Below are 18,761 nucleotides of genomic sequence, written 5' to 3' on the forward strand. Positions count from 1 at the left end.
CCTGCTCCGGATCGGGGACCGGCCGGCAGCAATCCGGCACGGAGGAGCAACCCCAGATAGTCGCAATCATCGCGACAGGCGAGGGGACCCGGGAGCCGAGCCGTTCACAAGCCCATCAGGACGACGAGTATGACCGAAACGGGGCGATTCCGCCCCCAAAATCATGTGAATCTAGGAATGCGCGAAGATGTCTTCTTCGCTCCAGCCTTCGAGATCGAGCCGGGCGCGGTGCGGCAGGAAGTCGAAGCAGGCCGTCGCCAGCCCGGTACGGTTCTCGCGCGCCAGCATCAGATCGAGCTTGTCGCGCAGTGCATGCAGATGCAGCACGTCGGACGCCGCATAGGCCAGCTGGGCGTCGCTCAGCGTCTCGGCGCCCCAGTCGCTGGATTGCTGCTGCTTTGACAGATCGACGCCGAGCAGCTCGCGGACCAGATCCTTCAGCCCGTGGCGGTCGGTGTAGGTGCGCGACAGCCGCGAGGCGATCTTTGTGCAATACACCGGCTGCGGCATCACGCCGAGCCCGTTGTACAGCGCGGCGAGATCAAATCGCGCGAAATGGAAGATCTTGACGATGCCGGGGTCGGCCAGCAGCCGCTTCAGATTCGGCGCGTCGCTGTGGCCGCGGGGGATCTGCACCACATCGGCGCTGCCGTCGCCACTCGACAGCTGCACCACGCACAGCCGATCGCGATGCGGATGTAGCCCCATCGTCTCGGTGTCGATCGCCACCGAACTCGTATAGCGCGAAAGATCCGGCAGATCGCCGCGATGCAGGCGGATGGTCATGGTGGCAAACCGTTCATTGGAAGGCGAGGCGTCGGCCCCGAATCGCCGCTCAACCTAGCGCTCGAGCCAGCAAGTGGCGAGCCGCGAAGCAAAGATGAAAACACCAATGATGAAGGGGCGCAGCGTGCGGGCAGGGCAATGGTGCCCAGGAGAGGACTCGAACCTCCACGGTGTTACCCACTGGTACCTGAAACCAGCGCGTCTACCAATTCCGCCACCTGGGCCCGGGCGGGTTGATAGGGATACGATACGCAAATGTCAAATTGCTTTGCGCTGCCAATTCCGCTGTACAGCGAAAGGTTGATGGCTTAACGCGAAACCGCCAGAATATCGGCGATTGCCGGAGCTTTCCGGTCCGTCTTTCCGCACCAGGATCAAACCCGCATGCACTCCAATATCGACACCCTCGTCACGGTTTTCGGCGGTTCGGGCTTCCTCGGCCGCCATGTGGTCAGCGCGCTGGCCCGGCGGGACTACCGAATCAGGGTGGCGGTGCGGCGTCCGGAGCTTGCGGGGCATCTGCAGCCGCTCGGCCGGGTCGGGCAGATCCACGCCGTGCAGGCCAATCTGCGTTACCCCGAGTCGGTGGCGGCGGCGATGCGCGGCGCCCACGTCGCGATCAATCTGGTCGGCATTCTCGCCGAGGGCGGCGCGCAGACGTTCGACGCGGTGCAGGCGGGCGGCGCCGCGGCGGTCGCCGATGCGGCCGCGGCGGTCGACGCCCGGATGGTGCACGTCTCGGCGATCGGCGCCGACGCCAATTCGTCGTCGCGCTATGCGCGCTCGAAGGCGGCCGGCGAGCAGGCGGTGCTGGCAGCCGTTCCGCAGGCCACGATCCTGCGCCCCTCGGTCGTGTTCGGTCCCGAGGATTCTTTCACGAACCGCTTCGCAGCGCTGGCGCGGATCTCCCCGGTGCTGCCTCTGGTCGGCGCCGACACCAAGCTGCAGCCGGTCTATGTCGGCGATGTCGCGAGCGCCGTGGCCGAAGCGGTTGACGGGCACACCAAGCCGGGCGCAGTTTACGAGCTCGGCGGCCCCGAGCAGATGACGATGCGGGAGATCGTCCAGCTGATTCTCGACACCGTCGATCGCAGGCGGTGGCTGCTGCCGTTGCCGTTCGGGCTCGCCAGCCTGCAGGCGGCGTTGCTGCAGTTTGCGCCGGGCGACTTCAAGCTGACGCCCGATCAGGTCGCGCTGCTGAAGGTCGACAATATCGTGTCGGAAGCCGCGAGCAGCGCTGGCATGACACTGCAGGGCCTCGGCATCACGCCGGACTCGATGCAGGCGATCGTGCCGTCCTATCTGTGGCGCTTCCGGGCGACCGGACAGTTCGCGCGCAAGAACGCCTGAGCAGCGCGCGCCATCGCGGCGTGGCGCGGCGATGGCATTGCGTTGATCAGCGGCCCATCGCCAGCGCGATCAGTCCCAGCGTGCCGACCACGACGCGCCACCAGGCGAACAGTTCGAAGCCGTGCCGGGTGACATAACCCAGGAACGTCTTCACCACGATGATCGCGGTGATGAACGACACCACGAAGCCGATCGCCACGATGGTGAGGTGATCGGTCGTCAGGTCGCCGCGGTTCTTGTAGAAGTCGTACACGAACGCGCCCACCATGGTGGGGATCGCCAGGAAGAATGAGAACTCCGCGGCCGATCGCTTGTCGGCGCCGAACAGCATCGCCGCCACGATGCTGGCGCCCGACCGCGACACGCCGGGGATCATCGCCACGCACTGCGCGCAGCCGATGTAGAAATACATCTTCAGCGGAAACGCTGTGGCGTCGTGGTGCTGCGGCTCAAGGTCGAGCTGATCGACCCACAGCAGGATGGCGCCGCCGACGATCAGCGAGAAACACACCACCCACGGGTTGAACAGATAGGCCTTGATGTAGGAGCCCGCGGCGGCGCCGATCACGGCGGCCGGCAGAAACGCCACCAGCACGCCGATGACGAAGCGTTGCGCCGCCGGATCGGAAAACATCCCGAGCGCGATCCGCCACAATTTGGCGAAATAGATCGCCAGGATCGCCAGGATGGCGCCGAGCTGGATCAGAACGTCGAAAGTCTTCCAGAAGTTGCCTTCGCCGAGGTTGAAGAAACGCCCGACGAGCAGCAGATGGCCGGTCGAGGACACCGGCAGGAACTCGGTCACACCCTCGACGATGCCGAGAATGACGGCCCTGATGATATCGGAAAGCATGGGGTAGTCCGCTGGGAGGGGGATCAGTCTCGGAGAGGCGGAACCTTGTCGCGCATTCGTTAGCGGGCCGCAATGTCAAAAATGTGCCGGAGCTGCCTTGCCAAAAGGCGCCTTGCCAGCGCGCTGCACTTCAGTAGTTTGGCGCCTCCCGCGGGCCGCGCCGGGATCACGACTGCCGATTGTCGGCCACAATTTGTTAAGCCCGCGTAACTATCAAGGTCGCCATGTACACCCTGTTTCACCACCCGTTCTGCCCGCAATCCCGATTCGTGCGGCTTGCGCTCGGTGAACACGGTCTCGATCTGCGGCTGGTTGAAGAGCGGCCGTGGGAGCGGCGCACGGCGTTCCTGGCGCTGAATCCGGCCGGCACCACCCCGGTGCTGATCGCCGAGGGGCAGCCGCCGGTTCCGGGCGCCGGGGTGATCGCCGAGTTTCTCGATGAGACGCATGGCGCCGGCTTCGGCGATCGCCGGTTGCTACCGCAATCGATTGCCGAGCGGATCGAAGTGCGCCGACTGATGGACTGGTTCAACGACAAGTTCTTTGAAGAAGCCAGCGGACCGCTGGTAACCGAACGGATCTACAAGCGCTTCATGAGCGAAGAGGACGGCGGCGGCCCGCCGGCGATGGACGTGATCCGCGCCGCCACCGCCAATGTGCGCTATCATCTGGCCTATATCGGCTGGCTGGCGCGGACGCGGAACTTTCTGGCCGGCGATCGGATGACTTATGCCGACCTCGCCGCCGCGGCGCATCTGTCGGCGATCGATTATCTGGGCGACGTGCCATGGATCGAGGACGAAGCCGCCAAAGCCTGGTATGCGCGGATCAAGTCGCGGCCGTCGTTCCGTCCGCTGCTGAGCGAGTGGCTCGCGGGCGTGCCGGCGTCGCGGACCTACGTGGATCTCGACTTCTGAGCGCCGCCGACCCGGCGCCGGACCCGGCCGAAACTTCTTACGGCAAACTGAAGACGGAACTGGCCGCGCAGGCGCGCGCGCTCGGCTTCGGCGCTATCGGTGTGTGCGCGCCGGACGCGATCCCGGAGGCGCTCGGACGTCTGCGCGAGTACCTCGCTTCTGATTACCATGGGCAGATGGCATGGCTGGCCGACCGGCCGGAGCGCCGCGCCGATCCGCGGGTGATGTGGAGCGAGGTGCGCTCGGTGATCATGCTCAGCGTCAATTACGGACCGTCGACCGATCCGCTGGCGCTGACGGCCGCCACCGACCGCGGCGCGATCTCGGTCTATGCGCAGGGCGACGATTATCACGACGTGATCAAGGCGCGGCTGAAGCAGCTCGCCCGCTGGCTGATTGCAGCCGCCGGCGGCGAGGTCAAAGTGTTCGTCGACACTGCCGCGGTGATGGAGAAGCCGCTGGCGCACGCCGCTGGGATCGGCTGGCAGGGCAAGCACAGCAATCTGGTGTCGCGCGAATTCGGCTCCTGGCTGTTTCTCGGCGCGATCTTCACCACGCTCGAGCTGCCGCGCGACGACGCGGAGCGCGATCACTGCGGCTCGTGCCGCAACTGTCTCGATGCCTGCCCGACCGCGGCGTTTCCGGCGCCGTACCGGCTCGATGCGCGGCGCTGCATCTCGTATCTCACCATCGAGCACAAAGGCCCGATCCCGCACGAATTCCGTCAACGCCTGGGTAACCGTATTTACGGTTGCGACGACTGCCTCGCGGTGTGTCCCTGGAACAAGTTCGCGCAGGCCGGCCGCGAGGCCAAGCTGGCGTCGCGCGAGGCGCAGCGGGCGCCGGCGCTGGCCGAATTAGTTCGTCTCGACGACGCGGCGTTTCGGGCGCTGTTCAGCAAGTCCCCGGTCAAGCGTATCGGCCGCGACCGCTTCGTCCGCAACGTGCTGATCGCAATCGGCAATTCGGGCGATGCAAGGCTGGCGGCGGAGGCCGAGCGTCTGCTCGGCGATGCCGACCCGGCGGTGCGCGGCGCGGCGGTGTGGGCGCTCGGGCGGTTGGTTGCGGGTGATCAGTTCGCGGCGCTGCGTGACGGGCATCTCGGCGGTGAAGTGGATGAGAGTGTGCGGGAGGAGTGGGCGGGCGCTCTTCCTTCTCCCCTCGTGGGAGAAGGTGGCGCGGACGCAGTCCGTGCCGGATGAGGGGGGGAGCGGCGGGTGCTGTGCTCGGGTCGACCCCTCACCCGGTTCGCTGCGCTCGCCACCCTCTCCCACAAGGGGAGAGGGTTTGGTTCACCCGAACTCCTCCACTGCCGCCAGCATCCTAGCGATGTCCTGCGGGCGCGACAGGCGGTGGTCGCCGTCCTGGATTAGGGTCAGCACGACGTCTTCGCAGGGCAGGTGCTCGGTGAGCGCGAAGGCGTGGGTCCAGGGCACGTCGGGGTCCTGCTTGCCCTGCAGGATGCGGACCGGGCAGCCGGTCGAGATCGCGCCGCCGAGCAGCAAATGGTTGCGGCCGTCCTCGATCAGCGCCCGCGTGATCGGATAAGGGGCGCCGTAGTCCGACGGCCGCATCCACACCCCTTCGGTCTCGATCTGCCGCCGGATCTCGGCCGAAAAGCCCTTCCACATCAGCGCTTCGGTGAAGTCCGGCGCCGGTGCGATCAGCACCATTCCGGTGAGCGAGGCCGGGCCGGCGTCGCGGCGGATCAGTTCGCGCGCCAGCAGCAGAGCCATCCAGCCGCCCATCGACGAGCCGATCACCACCTGCGGCCCCTCGGCGAAGCGATCGAACACCGCCAGCGCATCTTCGAGCCAGCGGCCGATGGTGCCGTCGGCGAAGGCGCCCGAGGATTCGCCATGGCCGGAATAATCGAACCGGACGCAGGCGCGGCCGCGTTCGGCGGCACATTGGTCCAGCGCCACCGCCTTGGTGCCGGTCATGTCGGAGTTGAAGCCGCCAAGCCAGAACAACGCCGGCGACGTGCCCGGCCTGGCGCGGACGGCGACCCGGCGCTGGTCCGGGCCTTCGCCGACGGTGAGGAAACAAGGATCGGCGGCGGTCTGGTGATTTGTCATGGATCAAGTGCCTCGCTGCGGAATTGCTTTGCAGTACGTGCAGCCGCGCCGTCAATCGAGGGCGGTGCGGTCGCGGCGTGACGGAAAAGACGCGCAGCGGCACCTGTTTCGCCCGGTTAGGCGGAAGTTGGCTTGCCGGCCGGGGCTTCTTCCGTCACACTGCACCGCGATTGGAAAAGGGCATGGCTGCGGTGTTGAGCCCGCGGTCAATTTTGCGTCCGGCTGCGCTGTAACCTATATGGAGCGTGATCGGATCGGCGCAGTTGGTATATGCCGCTGTGTGAGGCCCCGATCGATCGTCCGCCACCAACGTTCACAATATTGGAGAAGCCACCATTCGCCGTCCCAACAGAGCCCCGCCCCCCGTTGCCAAGGATGGGCCGCGCACCAACGATGAAATTCGCAACCACGAGATTCAGCTGATCGACCAGGACGGTGCGAACCGTGGCAAGGTCGAGACCATCGTCGCGATCAAGATGGCGATGGAAGCCGGCATGGATCTGGTCGAGATTTCGCCGAACGTCAGTCCGCCGGTCTGCAAGATCATGGACTACGGCAAGTTCAAGTACTCGGCCCAGAAGAAGGCCGCCGAGGCGCGCAAGAAGCAGAAGATCGTCGAGATCAAGGAGATCAAGCTCCGCCCGATGATCGACGACCACGACTACGACGTGAAGATGAAGGCGATGCAGCGCTTCTTCGAGGAAGGCGACAAGGTGAAGATCACTTTGCGCTATCGCGGACGCGAGATGGCCCACCAGGACATCGGCACCAAGCTGCTGGACAAGGTGAAGGCCGACGTCGCCGAGATCGCCAAGGTCGAGCAGGACGCCCGCTTCGAAGGCCGCCAGGTGGTCATGGTGCTGGCACCGCGCTGAGCCGCAGCTGTTTCCGATTTGAGCACGCGTGTGGCCCGTCAGTGTGAGCTGACGGGCCATTTTCTTTGTTTGCGTGGGGGCCAATCAGTGCCTGGGGCGCCCTCACCCCAACCCTCCCCCGCAAGCGGGGGAGGGGGCGCGCCGTGCGGGGGGAGACGCACTCCCTCTCCCCGACCGCTGCAGGCTCCCTCTCCCGCTTGCGGGAGAGGGCTGGGGTGAGGGCGACGCAGGCGATGTGCTCGCGCCGGAAACGAAACGACCTACCCCCGCGTCGCCTGCCAGACGCCGTGACAGCGGTCGCCCTGGATCAGGCCGCTCCAGGTGCCGGAGCCGGTGGTGCCGGCAAGACGGCCGCGGCCGGTGGCGACCGAGGCGCCGACCGAGATCCGCACCGCGACATTGCCGCCGCCGGTGATGCCGCCCGTCACCTTGCCGCCGCCGGCCGAGGCGACACGGCGGCCCTGGACGGCGAACGGGGCGCTGTAGGTCGGGCTGCAATTGCCGCCGCGGGTGGCGAACACCACGTTCCAGGTGCCGTCGAAATTGGCCGCGCGGCGCCGGGCGGCTTCGGCGTCCGAGGCCGTCAGCGCCAGCAGGCCGGCCGCTGCCAGCAGGCTGAAGCGAGCGAAGCCGGAACGGGAGCGCGAAGGTTGCGGACGGTGCGGGGCCATGTCGGTCTCCAGATCTGGTCGTGGGGCGCCGTTCGGCTGCGGCGACCGCGTGCACGATGTCACGACGATGCGACGGGGATAGAAGCGGTCAGGGTCGACCGCGACTGAAAATTCATCCGGCGAGCGGTGCCGGGTCAGCTCCGGACCGGATGCCGTTTGGCGTTGCCAATTCGGCTGCGCTCTGTCATAAGCCCAGCCTTCATCGCCCGGCTGATCAAGGGCTGCCGTGGCGGTGAGCCCTGCGGGACTGTCTCGAACGAGAAAAGTCGCGCATTTTCAACGCTCTAACGAGCATGTTCGCCGCCGCAGCGCCTTCGGGCGCTATTTGCGCGTGGCCTGAGGAGAGCCAAATGCCCAAGCTGAAGACCAAATCGGGCGCCAAAAAGCGCTTCAAAGTTACTGCCACCGGCAAGGTGATGGCCGCCCAGAGCGGCAAGCGCCACGGCATGATCAAGCGCACCAAGAAGCAGATCCGTCAGCTTCGCGGCACCCGCGTGATCTTCAAGACCGACGGCGACAACATCAAGAAGTACTTCTTGCCGAACGCCTGACCGTTCTGGCCGCGCATGCGCGCGGCAACCTCATCATCGGGCCGCGTCCGCGCGGCTATCAAAACCCAATTCAGATGAAGGAGATCAGTCATGGCTCGCGTCAAACGCGGTGTGACGGCTCACGCCAAGCATAAGAAAGTCTACAAGGCCGCCAAGGGTTTCCGTGGTCGCCGCAAGAATACGATCCGCGCCGCCAAGGCCGCGGTCGACAAGGCCGGCCAGTATGCGTTCCGCGATCGCAAGCGCAAGAAGCGGACGTTCCGCGCGCTGTGGATCCAGCGCATCAACGCCGCGGTGCGTCCGTTCGGCATGACCTACAGCGTGTTCATCAACGGCCTGTCGAAGTCCGGCATCGTCGTCGACCGCAAGGTGCTGTCCGACCTCGCGATCACCGAACCGGCGGCGTTCCAGGCGATCGCCGAGAAGGCCAAGGCCGCGCTGGCGGCCTGAGGCAGCAAAGGCCGCGTTCGCGGCCTGAAGCGCTTCTCACAGCAGGCGTCCCCGGTCGCGCCATCTGTGTACGTGTTGAATTCGTCATGACCGGGCTTGTCCCGGCCATCCACGTCTTCTCTGTTGGCCATGCCGCACGGCGTGGATGCCCGGGACAAGCCCGGGCATGACGGACGAGGGGCCGGGTCAGCATCCTCTTAAAGGATCGCCATGTCCGACCTTTCGACTCTGCAATCCCAGATCCTCGCCGACATCGCCGCCGCCTCCGACGAAGCTGCACTCGAAGCCGTGCGTGTCGCGGCGCTCGGCAAGAAGGGCTCCGTCTCGGCGCTGCTTGCGACGCTCGGCAAGATGGATCCCGAGCAGCGCAAGACCGAAGGCGCGGCCATCAATCTCGCCAAGGACGCGATCAATGCGGCGCTGACCGCGCGCCGCGACGTGCTCAAGGCCGCCGCGCTCGATGCGCGGCTCGCGGCCGAGACCATCGACGTCACGCTGCCGCTGCGCGAGCCGCTGGCCGAGGCCGGCCGCATTCATCCGCTCAGCCAGGTGTGGGACGAAGTCACCACGATCTTCGCCGACATGGGTTTTGCGGTGGCTGAGGGTCCGGATATCGAGACCGACGACTACAACTTCACCAAGCTGAATTTCCCCGAGGGCCATCCGGCCCGCGAGATGCACGACACCTTCTACTTCAATCCGAAGGAAGACGGCTCGCGCCTGCTGCTGCGGACTCACACCTCGCCGGTGCAGGTCCGCACCATGCTGAGCCAGAAGCCGCCGATCCGCGTGATCTGTCCGGGCCGCACCTATCGCAGCGACTCGGACCAGACCCACACGCCGATGTTTCATCAGGTTGAGGGGCTCGTCATCGACAAGGGCAGCCATCTCGGCCACCTGAAGTGGATCCTGCACGAGTTCTGCAAGGCGTTCTTCGAGGTCGACAACGTCAATATGCGGTTTAGGCCGTCGTTCTTCCCGTTCACCGAGCCGTCGCTGGAAGTCGACATCCAGTGCCGCCGCGGCAAGGACGAGATCCGCTTTGGCGAGGGCGAGGACTGGCTGGAGATTCTCGGCTGCGGCATGGTGCATGCCAACGTGCTCACCGCCTGCGGGCTCGATCCCGACGTGTACCAAGGCTTCGCCTGGGGCATGGGCATCGACCGCATCGCCATGCTGAAATACGGCATGAGCGACCTGCGCCAGCTGTTCGAAGCCGACGCAAGGTGGCTGAGCCACTACGGCTTCAAGCCGCTGGACGTCCCGACGCTGGCAGGTGGATTAAGTTCGTGAGCGTTGCCCGCGCCGCCGTGTGGGGCGGGCTGGACGCGGATGCTGCGACAAGCGTCGCCCTCACCCCAGCCCTCTCCCGCAAGCGGGAGAGGGAGCCCGGCCGCGCTTGCGGGACCTCATTGCCTGAACGCGGGCGTCAGTGATTGATATGATTAGTCGTCGAGATGATTGAAGACCTCACACCGCCGCACAGCGCGCTCCCTCTCCCGCTTGCGGGAGAGGGTCGGGGTGAGGGCGAGGCGGACACGGAGCTTGCGATGGACGATCCGAAGCGGCCAGGCTGGAACATCTCTCCGGGCCAGCGCCGCCATGCGCGCGAACTACGCAAGACATCGACCGACGCCGAGCGGCTGATGTGGTCGGCGCTGCGCGACAAGCAGCTTGATGGGTTTTCGTTCAAGCGCCAGGTGCCGATCGGGCCGTTCATCGCCGACTTCGCCTGTCACGCGAAAAAGCTGGTGGTCGAGATCGACGGCGGGCAGCATTTTTCGGATGACGCCGAACGCGCGGATGCGGCGCGGACGGCGGCGATCGAAGCTCGCGGGTTTCGGCTGATCCGCTTCAGCAACGCCGAGGTGATGAGCAATCGCGACGGCGTGTTGCAGAGCATTGCGACCGAGCTTGCCGCAAGGGCCCTCACCCCAACCCTCTCCCGCAAGCGGGAGAGGGAGCGCGCCGCGCGCGCGGCCAAGCCGCGGCCTACACCGGACAATTCGGACTAACCGTATGACCCGCAGCCCCTCCATTCGGCACGGCCGACTCCCTCTCCCGCTTGCGGGAGAGGGGTGGGGTGAGGGCGACGCGGGCACGGCTTCGACTATTCAGCACGGCGCGCTCACCGCGCGGCCAGACGGAAGTAACAGCACATGAAACTCACCCTCTCCTGGCTGAAAGATCATCTCGACACCGACGAGCCGCTGGAGGCGCTGGCCGACAAGCTCACCATGATCGGGCTCGAGGTCGAGGGCATCGAGGACAAAGCCAAGGCGCTGGCGCCGTTCGTGATCGCCAAGGTGCTGAGCGCCGAGAAGCATCCCAATGCCGACAAGCTGCAGGTCTGCAGCGTCGATGTCGGCGACGGCAATGCGCCGGTGCAGGTGGTGTGCGGGGCGCCGAATGCGCGCGCCGGCCTCGTCACCGTGTTCGCGCCGCCCGGCACCCACATCCCGGGCAAGAACATTACGCTCGGCATCGGCAATATCCGCGGCGTCGAGAGCCGCGGCATGCTGTGCTCGGCCGCCGAGCTGGAAATCTCCGACGATCACGACGGCATCATCGAGCTGCCGGCCGATGCGCCGGTCGGCAAGCCGTATGCGGAGTGGGCCGGGCTCGGCGATCCGGTGCTCGACATTAATCTCACGCCGAACCGGCAGGACTGCGCCGGCGTCTCCGGCATCGCGCGCGATCTCGCCGCGGCCGGCATGGGCAAGTTCAAGGACCCCTCGGTCAAGCCGATCCAGGGCGACTTCCCGTGCCCGGTCAGCGTCACGGTCGAAGACAGTAAGCTCTGCCCCGGCTTCGCGCTGCGTCTCGTCCGCGGCGTCAAGAACGGGCCGTCGCCGCAATGGCTGCAAAAGCGGCTCGCTGCGATCGGGCTGCGCCCGATCAACGCGCTGGTCGACATCACCAACTACCTGACCTTTGACCGTTCGCGTCCGCTGCACGTGTTCGACGCCGCCAAGGTGAAGGGCAATCTGGTGGTGCGCCGTGCCAAGGACGGCGAGACGCTGCTGGCGCTCGACGGCCGCACCTACACGCTCGACGAAGGCGTCTGCGTCATTGCTGACGAGCACGGCGTCGAATCGCTCGCCGGCATTATGGGCGGTGAAGCCTCCGGCTGCTCGGCCGAGACCACCGACGTGCTGATCGAATCCGCGCTGTGGAACGAGATCAACATCGCGCAGACCGGTCGTAAGCTCGGTATCAACACCGATGCGCGCTATCGCTTCGAGCGCGGCGTCGATCCGGCCTTCATGGTGCCGGGGCTCGATTTGGCGACCAAACTGGTGATGGAGTTCTGCGGAGGCACGCCGTCGGAGAAGGTGGTGGTCGGCAATGCGTTCGGCGACGACCGCATCATCGATTTCCCGCTCAGCGAGGTGAAGCGCCTGGCCGGCATCGAAGTTCAGTTCCCCGAGGCGCGCCGCATCCTGACGCAGCTCGGCTTCATGGTGGCCGGGCAGGGCGCGGTGGTGAAGGTGGCGGTGCCGTCGTGGCGCAGCGACGTCCACGGCAAGGCCGACATCGTCGAGGAAATCGTCCGCATCTACGGTGTCGACAAGGTGCCGATGACGCCGTTCGAGCGCGGCGAGAGCCCACGCAAGCCGGTGCTGACCCAGATCCAGAGTCGTACCCGCCGCGCCAAGCGCGCGCTGGCGGCGCGCGGCCTGACCGAGGCGGTGACCTGGTCGTTCATTGCCAAGCCCGCGGCGGTGCTGTTCGGCGGCGGCCAGCCGGAGCTGGCGCTGGCCAATCCGATCGCGTCGGACCTCTCGGATATGCGGCCGAGCCTGCTGCCGGGGCTAATTGCGTCAGCGCAGGCTAATGCGGATCGTGGTTATCCGGATCTGGCGCTGTTCGAGGTCGGGCAGATTTTCAAGGGCGACCGGCCGCAGGATCAGTTCATCGCGGCGAGCGGCGTGCGCCGCGGCGTCGCGTCGTCGGCCGGGCTCGGCCGGCATTGGTCGGGCTCGGCGCAGGCGACCGCGCTCGACGCCAAGGCCGATGCGTTCGCCGTGCTGGCTGCCGCCGGCGCGCCGATGGCCGGGCTGCAGATCGCTACCAACAAGCTGCCGGCGTGGCTGCATCCGGGCCGCTCCGGTGCGATCCAGATCGGGCCGCAGAATGTGCTCGGTTACTTCGGCGAGCTGCATCCGCGTGTGCTCGAGCAGCTCGGCGCCGATGGTCCGGTGGTGGCGTTCGAGGTGATCCTCGACAAGATCCCCGACGCCAAGCAGCGTCCGACCCGCGCCAAGCCGGCGCTGGAGCTGTCGGCGTTCCATCCGGTGTCGCGCGACTTCGCCTTCATCGTGGAGCGCAAGGTGGCGGCCGCCGACCTCGTTCGCGCCGCGCAGGGTGTCGACAAGAAGCTGATTACCTCGGTCGGCGTGTTCGACGTCTATGAGGGCAAGGGCATCGATCCCGACAAGAAGTCGGTGGCGATCGCCGTAACGCTGCAGCCGCGCGACAAGACCATGACCGATGCGGAGATCGACGCCGTCGGCGCGAAGATCGTGGCAGAGGTGACGAAGAAGACCGGCGGCGTGCTGCGCGGCTAGTCTAGTTGCGTCTGACTAACGACCTCCCTGCTCGCGTCGCCCTCACCCCAACCCTCTCCCGCAAGCGGGAGAGGGGGCGCGCTGTGCGCGGGGAGAGTTTGATATTACGCTTTTGGCGTTTACTGTAGTGCACCGCATCGCCTCGGCGGCAGCCGGCTCCCTCTCCCGCTTGCGGGAGAGGGTTGGGGTGAGGGGGCTCCAGGCAGTGACTTAAAGTCAGCTCACGAACGGCGGCTTGTCCAAGCCCTTCGGCGACAGCGTGAAAATCTCGCAGCCTGCTTCCGTCACGCCGATCGAATGTTCGAACTGCGCTGACAGCGAGCGATCGCGGGTCACGGCGGTCCAGCCGTCGGACAGGATCTTCACATAGGGTTTGCCGAGATTGATCATCGGCTCGATGGTGAAGAACATGCCGGGCTTCAGCACCGCGCCCTGGCCGGGGCTGCCGACGTGGATGATGTTCGGCTCGTCGTGAAACAGCCGGCCGAGGCCATGGCCGCAGAAGTCGCGCACCACGGTCATCTGCTGCGGTTCGACGAAGCTCTGGATCGCATGCCCGATGTCGCCGGTGGTAGCGCCGGGCTTCACCGCGGCGATGCCGCGCAGCAGCGACTCGTAGGTAACGTCGATCAGCCGCTCCGCCTTGCGGGCGATCGGACCGACCGGATACATCCGGCTTGAATCGCCGTACCAGCCGTCGACGATCATGGTGACGTCGACATTGACGATGTCGCCTTCTTTCAGCGGCCGGTCGCCCGGCATGCCGTGGCAGACCACGTGATTGATCGAGGTACAGGTCGAATAGCGGTAGCCGCGATACATCAGCGTCGCCGGGAAGGCGCCGTGGCTGAAGGCGAAGTCGCGCACGAACTCGTCGATCCGCGAGGTAGGCACGCCCGGCTTGACGATGTCGACCAGCTCGTCGAGGCACTGCGCCACGACCTGGCCGGCCTTGCGCATACCGGCAAAGCCGGCGGCGCCGTGCAATTTGATCTGCCCTGTCTTGCGCAGGGCGGCGTCGGAGGCGTCCACGTAGCTCATCGGGCCGGTCTGGTTCGGGAAAACGAAGGATTCATGTCAATCTAGTCATCGGGGCGGCGCACGCAAGCCGAACCCGCGGCGACATGGCTGGCGCGCCCTATTGCGGCACTTCAACGACGGTTTCGACCGGCAGCGCGCCGCCGCGGACGCGCAATTCGCGCACCGGGTAGGGAACGCGGATGCCTTCGCGCTTGAACGCGTCCCACAGCCCGAGCATCGCCTCGCTCTTGACGCCGTCCATGCCGTCCGGCTCGGCGATCCAGAACGTCAGTGCGAACTTCATGCCGGTGTCGGTGAACTCGGTGAGAATGCAGCCCGGCGGCTTGGCCTTGGAGGCGCGCTCGACGCCGGTCGCGACCTCGACGGCCAGCCTGCACACCAGCCGCGGGTCGGCGTCGTAATTGGTGGCGAACGCCACCTTCACCAGCGTGTTCTTGTCGGTGTAGGTCCAGTTCGTGACCTTCTGGGTGATCAGGTCCTCGTTGGGGATCAGGAATTCGCGGCCGTCGCCAGCGGCGACCGAGATGTAGCGGGTGTTCATCGCGCTGATCCGGCCGGAATTCTCGCCGATGGTGACGAGGTCGCCGGGCTTGACCGATTTGTCGGCCAGCAGGATCACGCCCGAGATGAAATTGCCGAAAATCTTCTGCAGTCCGAAGCCGATGCCGACGCCGACCGCGCCGGAGAACACCGCCAGTGCCTGCAGGTTGATGCCGACCGCGCTCATCACCAGCGCGATCGCCGCCACCATCAGGCCGATCCGCATCAGCTTGATCAGCAGCACCTGAACCGACGGCGTCAGATCGGCGGTCTGCTTGATGCGCCCTTCGAACAGATTGCTGCCGATATTGGCGAGCCACAGCGCAACCGCCAGCAGCACGGTGAGCTTCAGCACCAGCAGCGGCGACAGCCGCAGATCACCGACCACGATAGCAACGGAATCCAGCGCATCGAGCACGGGAAACAGCTGGCCGATAATGCTGAGCGCCGCCACGCACCAGGCCGACACCGACACCACACGAATCAGGAAGGCGTTGCGCAGGATGCTGGTGACCAGCCGGATCACCAGCCAGGCCAGCGCCAGCTTGGCCGAGACGCCGATCAGATAGCTGCGGCTCGGCCAGGTCGCCTCCAGCATGATGAGCCGGATCGCGGTCACCACCGCCGCGAAGATCGCCGTCCAGGCGCTGTCGACCACCACGCGCAGAAACATCCGCAGCGGTGCCGGCCAGCCCATCGTCAGCCGGGTCATGTCGACCCGCGCCTTGATCAGCGCGCCGCCGCCGAGCCCGACGCCGAGTGCCGCGAGGATGATGCCGAGCTGGGTGTAGAACCACGGCGAGGTAACTTCCGCGCCGATCGAACTCGCTGCCGCCAGCAGCGCCTCGTAGGCCTGAGTGAGATCAATCATCGTCGGCGCCGGGCTCCCGCTGGATGGCGGGTTTGTTCTTAGCGGGCGGTTGTGCTTTGGGCCAGATGCGGAGCTGACTCACTGCCTGGGGCGCCCTCACCCCAGCCCTCTCCCGCAAGCGGGAGAGGGGGCGCGCTGCGGCGCGGGGCTTCTGATGAGTTTTAAACAAACGCCTTCTCCCCCAGCACGGCGAGCTCCCTCCCCCGCTTGCGGGGGAGGGTTGGGGTGAGGGCGACGCGGGCGCGGCGCTCGTGCCACGATAGGGACGACAGCGCCGGGGCGGTCCGCTACACAGAGTTGATGGAATCCCTCGACACCGTCAGCATCGCGATCCTACTCGGCGCCATTCTGGTGATGGCCGGGATCCTGTCGAGCCTGCTGGCGCTGCGGTTCGGGGCGCCGTTGCTGCTGGTGTTCCTGCTGCTCGGCATGCTGGCCGGAGAGTCCGGGCCGGGCGGGCTGAAGTTCGACGATCTCAGCACCACCTATCTGGTCGGCTCGGTGGCGCTGGCGCTGATCCTGTTCGACGGCGGCTTGCGGACGCGGTTCTCCAGCATCAAGGCGGTGCTGGCGCCCTCGATGGGGCTCGCCACCGTGGGCGTGCTGGTGACGGCGGTGATCACCGCGCCGGTGGCGCGCTACGCGCTCGACCTCAACTGGACCGAGGCGCTGCTCGCCGGTGCCGTTGTGGCGTCGACCGACGCCGCTGCGGTGTTTCTATTGGTGCACTCGCAGGGGCTGCGGCTGCGGCCGCGCGTCGGCGCGACGCTGGAGGTGGAATCCGGCACCAACGATCCGTTCGCGGTGTTTCTCACCCTGATGCTGGTCGAACTGATCAGTCGCGGCCAGAGTTCGACCTGGCATGTGATCATCGAATTCATCCGCGAGGCCGCGCTCGGCACGGTGATCGGCGTGGTCGGCGGCCGCGCCGTCGTGATGGCGCTCAACCGCGTGGCACTGCCGCAGGGATTGCACGCGCCGTTCGTCACCACCGCGGCGCTGGTGGTGTTCGGCGCCTCGCAGATCACCCACGCCTCCGGCTTTCTGGCGGTGTATCTGGCCGGCATGATCATCGGCAATCAGCCGACCCGCGCGCACAATTCGGTGGTGGCGTTTCTCGACGCCGCAACCTGGCTGGCGCAGATCGTGATGTTCGTGCTGCTCGGCCTGTTGGTCTCGCCGCAGCGGCTGATGATCAGCGTCGGCCCGGCGATCCTGGTGGCGCTGGCACTGATGCTGGTGGCGCGGCCGGCGGCGGTGTTCCTGTGCCTTGCGCCGTTCCGCTTCAACTGGCGGGAGCGGCTGTTCATCGCCTGGGTCGGCTTGCGCGGCGCGGTGGCGATCTTCCTGGCCTCGATCCCGATGCTGGTCGCCCTGCCAAAGGCGTATCTGTATTTCGACGTCGCATTCGTGGTGGTGATCATCTCGCTGCTGCTGCAGGGCTGGACGCTGGGGCCGGCGGCCCGCCTGCTGCACGTCGCGCTGCCGCGCACCGATCGCGGCCCGCGCCGTATCGAGCTGGACCTGCCCGGCCAGCTGGAGCAGCAGTTGGTCGGCTATCCGGTGCGCGCCAAAAGTCTCTACCTCAAGCGCGGCCTGATCCCGTCCTGGTCGAAGCCGACGCTGGTGATCCGCGACGAGCGCATCCTGACGCCCGAAGAGGCCGAGCCGGTCGCGGCCGGCGACTATCTGTATCTGCTGGCGCCGCCGGAAAAAGCCGAATCGCTTGATCGCTTTTTTGTCGACATGCCGCCCTCGGCCGCGCCGGATCCGCATCTGCTCGGCGACTTCGTGGTGCCGGGCGAAACCGCGCTGGGCGATCTCGCTGGCGCCTATGGGATCAGCGTCAAGCAAGGCGAAGAAGCGCTGACGCTGGCCGATTACTTCGACATCAACCTCGACCGCGCACCGACGGTGGGCGCCGAGCTGCCGGTGGACTCGATCGTGCTGGTCGCGCGCAGCCTCGGCGGCGGCCGCGTCAACGTCGTCGGCCTGCGGCTGCCGGAAGACGAAGACGACACCCCGCCGCCGACGCGCAGGCAGAAGCTGAAGCGCGAACTGGCGAAGGTCTGGACCACGCTGTCGGGGGTGTAGTTCAGTCCGGTCTCTGATCCGGCGCCGCCAGCACGGCGCGGCATTCGGTCGGAAGATCCGCCAGCGTCAGCGGCTTCTTCGGCTTCGGCGGCTCTTTCGGCGGCTTCGGATGCAGCACCGCGTCGGAGAACCAATAGGCGAGGTCGGCCGGCGCGCAGCCTTCGCCGGCCGGCGGCTCCGGCTGCGACTCGCAGCCGGTGCTGCCGGGCGGGCACTTGATACGGATGTGGAAGTGGTAATCGTGGCCGTACATCGGCCGTACCTTGCCGAGCCAGCTGCGATCACCTTTGGCGTCACGGCACAGCGCCTTCTTGATCGCCGCATTGACGAAGATGCGTTCGACCGCCGGCTCCTGTGCGGCGGCGCGGATCACGCGCCAGTGCGTCGGCGTCCAGACTTTGGGATCGATGTCGAGCCGGTCCGGCCGCACCATCATCACCGCCGACATCTCTTCGCGCTCGCCCCGCGACAGCTGCCGGTTCGGCATCGGAGTCAACCAGATGTCGGCGTCGAGCCCGACCTGGTGGCTGGCATGGCCGGTCAGCATCGGCCCGCCGCGCGGCTGTGACATGTCGCCGACCAGGATGCCCGGCCAGCCGGCGTCGCTGTGCGCCTTGGCCGACAGCCGTGCCACCAGGTCGACCATCGCCGGATAGGCATAGTAGCGATTGCGCGACAGCCGCATCACCTGCCAGGTCCTGCCGGTGATCGGCAGCGCCTCGCCGCCGGCGAGGCAGCCATGGGCGTAAAACCCGATCGGCCGCGGCGGCAGTGCAGCGGGCAGATATCTGCGGGCGAACAGCTCGCGCGCGGCAAGCTCCGGGTCGCCCGGATTGGCGAGCGGCGGCAGCGGCTTCGGATTGACCGTGCCTTTGTCCTGGGCGCAGGCGAGGGCGGCCGAGCCGACGAGCAGCACGGTAGCCAGCACCAATTCGGGAATCGAACGACGACGCATTGCGGCGATGATAGCCGACTCGGCCGGTAAAATCAGCCAAGGAGAGCTGCGGTACGGCCAAGATCATGACCACATGGCAGTGCCATTAAGCCGCCACTAACCATCACGGTCATTGGCGCGGATTTGAGCCGACCACGAGCGTGCGCTCAAAGACCGCC

The 18,761-nt window shown here is 66.6% G+C and carries 17 protein-coding genes and 1 tRNA gene; 10 read left to right on the forward strand and 8 right to left on the reverse strand.

What is annotated here, in order from left to right; genetic code table 11:
• Positions 1-171: 171 nt before the first annotated feature.
• Together D4Q52_RS07815 and D4Q52_RS07820 are read right to left on the reverse strand one after the other, a co-directional pair.
• Positions 172-786: a ribonuclease D gene (locus D4Q52_RS07815; protein WP_119855983.1), complete on the reverse strand. Its 615-nt coding sequence runs from the start codon at positions 784-786 to the stop codon at positions 172-174.
• Positions 787-925: 139 nt separating this feature from the next.
• A tRNA-Leu gene (locus D4Q52_RS07820) sits at positions 926-1,010 on the reverse strand.
• Positions 1,011-1,170: 160 nt separating this feature from the next.
• On the opposite strand from D4Q52_RS07820, the gene D4Q52_RS07825 reads away from it, so the two are divergent.
• On the forward strand, positions 1,171-2,136 hold the full coding sequence (locus D4Q52_RS07825; RefSeq protein ID WP_119855984.1) for a complex I NDUFA9 subunit family protein: 966 nt from the start codon (positions 1,171-1,173) through the stop codon (positions 2,134-2,136).
• A 46-nt stretch (positions 2,137-2,182) separates the two neighbouring features.
• Here the strand turns inward: D4Q52_RS07825 and D4Q52_RS07830 are convergent, their stop codons facing one another.
• The gene (locus tag D4Q52_RS07830; protein ID WP_119855985.1) at positions 2,183-2,989 is read right to left on the reverse strand and encodes an undecaprenyl-diphosphate phosphatase; all 807 of its coding nucleotides are present in this window, start codon (positions 2,987-2,989) and stop codon (positions 2,183-2,185) included.
• Between the two features lie 224 nt (positions 2,990-3,213).
• Between D4Q52_RS07830 and D4Q52_RS07835 the strand changes: the two genes are divergently transcribed.
• Complete coding sequence (locus D4Q52_RS07835; protein WP_119855986.1) at positions 3,214-3,906, forward strand: glutathione S-transferase family protein; 693 nt, start codon at positions 3,214-3,216, stop codon at positions 3,904-3,906.
• Positions 3,855-5,108 (forward strand): tRNA epoxyqueuosine(34) reductase QueG, encoded by a 1,254-nt coding sequence (queG, locus tag D4Q52_RS07840; protein ID WP_119855987.1) that lies wholly within the window; start codon positions 3,855-3,857, stop codon positions 5,106-5,108. Before D4Q52_RS07835 ends, queG begins: the two co-directional genes overlap by 52 nt.
• Positions 5,109-5,198: 90 nt before the next feature.
• Here queG and D4Q52_RS07845 read toward each other — a convergent pair whose 3' ends face one another.
• Positions 5,199-5,984, reverse strand: a complete 786-nt coding sequence (locus D4Q52_RS07845) for an alpha/beta hydrolase (protein WP_119855988.1) — start codon at positions 5,982-5,984, stop codon at positions 5,199-5,201.
• 335 nt (positions 5,985-6,319) lie between these two features.
• On the opposite strand from D4Q52_RS07845, the gene infC reads away from it, so the two are divergent.
• Positions 6,320-6,859 carry a translation initiation factor IF-3 gene (gene infC / locus D4Q52_RS07850; RefSeq protein WP_119855989.1) on the forward strand — a complete coding sequence of 180 codons (540 nt, stop codon included), beginning with the start codon at positions 6,320-6,322 and terminating at the stop codon, positions 6,857-6,859.
• A 260-nt stretch (positions 6,860-7,119) separates the two neighbouring features.
• On the opposite strand, the gene D4Q52_RS07855 is transcribed toward infC, so the two are convergent.
• Positions 7,120-7,530 carry a hypothetical protein gene (locus D4Q52_RS07855; RefSeq protein WP_119855990.1) on the reverse strand — a complete coding sequence of 137 codons (411 nt, stop codon included), beginning with the start codon at positions 7,528-7,530 and terminating at the stop codon, positions 7,120-7,122.
• Between the two features lie 350 nt (positions 7,531-7,880).
• Between D4Q52_RS07855 and rpmI the strand changes: the two genes are divergently transcribed.
• The 5 genes from rpmI (at position 7,881) to pheT (ending at position 13,102) form a co-directional block, all read left to right on the forward strand.
• Positions 7,881-8,081, forward strand: coding sequence for a 50S ribosomal protein L35 (rpmI, locus tag D4Q52_RS07860; RefSeq protein WP_119855991.1), 201 nt, complete (start codon positions 7,881-7,883; stop codon positions 8,079-8,081).
• Positions 8,082-8,171: 90 nt separating this feature from the next.
• Positions 8,172-8,531 carry a 50S ribosomal protein L20 gene (gene rplT, locus D4Q52_RS07865; RefSeq protein WP_011438946.1) on the forward strand — a complete coding sequence of 120 codons (360 nt, stop codon included), beginning with the start codon at positions 8,172-8,174 and terminating at the stop codon, positions 8,529-8,531.
• Positions 8,532-8,741: 210 nt separating this feature from the next.
• Positions 8,742-9,824, forward strand: a complete 1,083-nt coding sequence (gene pheS, locus D4Q52_RS07870) for a phenylalanine--tRNA ligase subunit alpha (RefSeq protein WP_119855992.1) — start codon at positions 8,742-8,744, stop codon at positions 9,822-9,824.
• Between the two features lie 353 nt (positions 9,825-10,177).
• Positions 10,178-10,546, forward strand: a complete 369-nt coding sequence (locus tag D4Q52_RS07875) for an endonuclease domain-containing protein (protein WP_234831117.1) — start codon at positions 10,178-10,180, stop codon at positions 10,544-10,546.
• 144 nt (positions 10,547-10,690) lie between these two features.
• Positions 10,691-13,102, forward strand: a complete 2,412-nt coding sequence (pheT, locus tag D4Q52_RS07880; protein WP_119855994.1) for a phenylalanine--tRNA ligase subunit beta — start codon at positions 10,691-10,693, stop codon at positions 13,100-13,102.
• 216 nt (positions 13,103-13,318) lie between these two features.
• Here the strand turns inward: pheT and map are convergent, their stop codons facing one another.
• Both map and D4Q52_RS07890 read right to left on the reverse strand, forming a co-directional pair.
• Positions 13,319-14,143, reverse strand: coding sequence for a type I methionyl aminopeptidase (gene map, locus D4Q52_RS07885; RefSeq protein WP_119855995.1), 825 nt, complete (start codon positions 14,141-14,143; stop codon positions 13,319-13,321).
• Positions 14,144-14,240: 97 nt separating this feature from the next.
• On the reverse strand, positions 14,241-15,554 hold the full coding sequence (locus tag D4Q52_RS07890; RefSeq protein WP_119855996.1) for a mechanosensitive ion channel family protein: 1,314 nt from the start codon (positions 15,552-15,554) through the stop codon (positions 14,241-14,243).
• A gap of 300 nt (positions 15,555-15,854) precedes the next feature.
• On the opposite strand from D4Q52_RS07890, the gene D4Q52_RS07895 reads away from it, so the two are divergent.
• The gene (locus tag D4Q52_RS07895; RefSeq protein WP_119855997.1) at positions 15,855-17,648 is read left to right on the forward strand and encodes a potassium/proton antiporter; all 1,794 of its coding nucleotides are present in this window, start codon (positions 15,855-15,857) and stop codon (positions 17,646-17,648) included.
• A 1-nt stretch (position 17,649) separates the two neighbouring features.
• Here the strand turns inward: D4Q52_RS07895 and mepA are convergent, their stop codons facing one another.
• Positions 17,650-18,603, reverse strand: a complete 954-nt coding sequence (gene mepA / locus D4Q52_RS07900) for a penicillin-insensitive murein endopeptidase (protein ID WP_119855998.1) — start codon at positions 18,601-18,603, stop codon at positions 17,650-17,652.
• Positions 18,604-18,761: the final 158 nt, after the last annotated feature.

The sequence above is a fragment of the Rhodopseudomonas palustris genome (genome assembly GCF_003591005.1).
Classification (GTDB): domain Bacteria; phylum Pseudomonadota; class Alphaproteobacteria; order Rhizobiales; family Xanthobacteraceae; genus Rhodopseudomonas; species Rhodopseudomonas palustris_K.

What these genes read in the sequence shown, in the direction of transcription:
- rpmI (WP_119855991.1), top strand. Translation starts at nt 7,881, where the DNA reads ATGCCCAAGCTGAAGACCAAATCGGGCGCCAAAAAGCGCTTCAAAGTT.
- D4Q52_RS07835 (WP_119855986.1), top strand. Translation starts at nt 3,214, where the DNA reads ATGTACACCCTGTTTCACCACCCGTTCTGCCCGCAATCCCGATTCGTG.
- D4Q52_RS07895 (WP_119855997.1), top strand. Translation starts at nt 15,855, where the DNA reads ATGGAATCCCTCGACACCGTCAGCATCGCGATCCTACTCGGCGCCATT.
- D4Q52_RS07815 (WP_119855983.1), bottom strand. Translation starts at nt 786, where the DNA reads ATGACCATCCGCCTGCATCGCGGCGATCTGCCGGATCTTTCGCGCTAT.
- pheT (WP_119855994.1), top strand. Translation starts at nt 10,691, where the DNA reads ATGAAACTCACCCTCTCCTGGCTGAAAGATCATCTCGACACCGACGAG.
- map (WP_119855995.1), bottom strand. Translation starts at nt 14,143, where the DNA reads ATGAGCTACGTGGACGCCTCCGACGCCGCCCTGCGCAAGACAGGGCAG.
- D4Q52_RS07890 (WP_119855996.1), bottom strand. Translation starts at nt 15,554, where the DNA reads ATGATTGATCTCACTCAGGCCTACGAGGCGCTGCTGGCGGCAGCGAGT.
- D4Q52_RS07875 (WP_234831117.1), top strand. Translation starts at nt 10,178, where the DNA reads ATGTGGTCGGCGCTGCGCGACAAGCAGCTTGATGGGTTTTCGTTCAAG.
- rplT (WP_011438946.1), top strand. Translation starts at nt 8,172, where the DNA reads ATGGCTCGCGTCAAACGCGGTGTGACGGCTCACGCCAAGCATAAGAAA.
- D4Q52_RS07825 (WP_119855984.1), top strand. Translation starts at nt 1,171, where the DNA reads ATGCACTCCAATATCGACACCCTCGTCACGGTTTTCGGCGGTTCGGGC.
- mepA (WP_119855998.1), bottom strand. Translation starts at nt 18,603, where the DNA reads ATGCGTCGTCGTTCGATTCCCGAATTGGTGCTGGCTACCGTGCTGCTC.
- D4Q52_RS07855 (WP_119855990.1), bottom strand. Translation starts at nt 7,530, where the DNA reads ATGGCCCCGCACCGTCCGCAACCTTCGCGCTCCCGTTCCGGCTTCGCT.
- D4Q52_RS07830 (WP_119855985.1), bottom strand. Translation starts at nt 2,989, where the DNA reads ATGCTTTCCGATATCATCAGGGCCGTCATTCTCGGCATCGTCGAGGGT.
- D4Q52_RS07845 (WP_119855988.1), bottom strand. Translation starts at nt 5,984, where the DNA reads ATGACAAATCACCAGACCGCCGCCGATCCTTGTTTCCTCACCGTCGGC.
- pheS (WP_119855992.1), top strand. Translation starts at nt 8,742, where the DNA reads ATGTCCGACCTTTCGACTCTGCAATCCCAGATCCTCGCCGACATCGCC.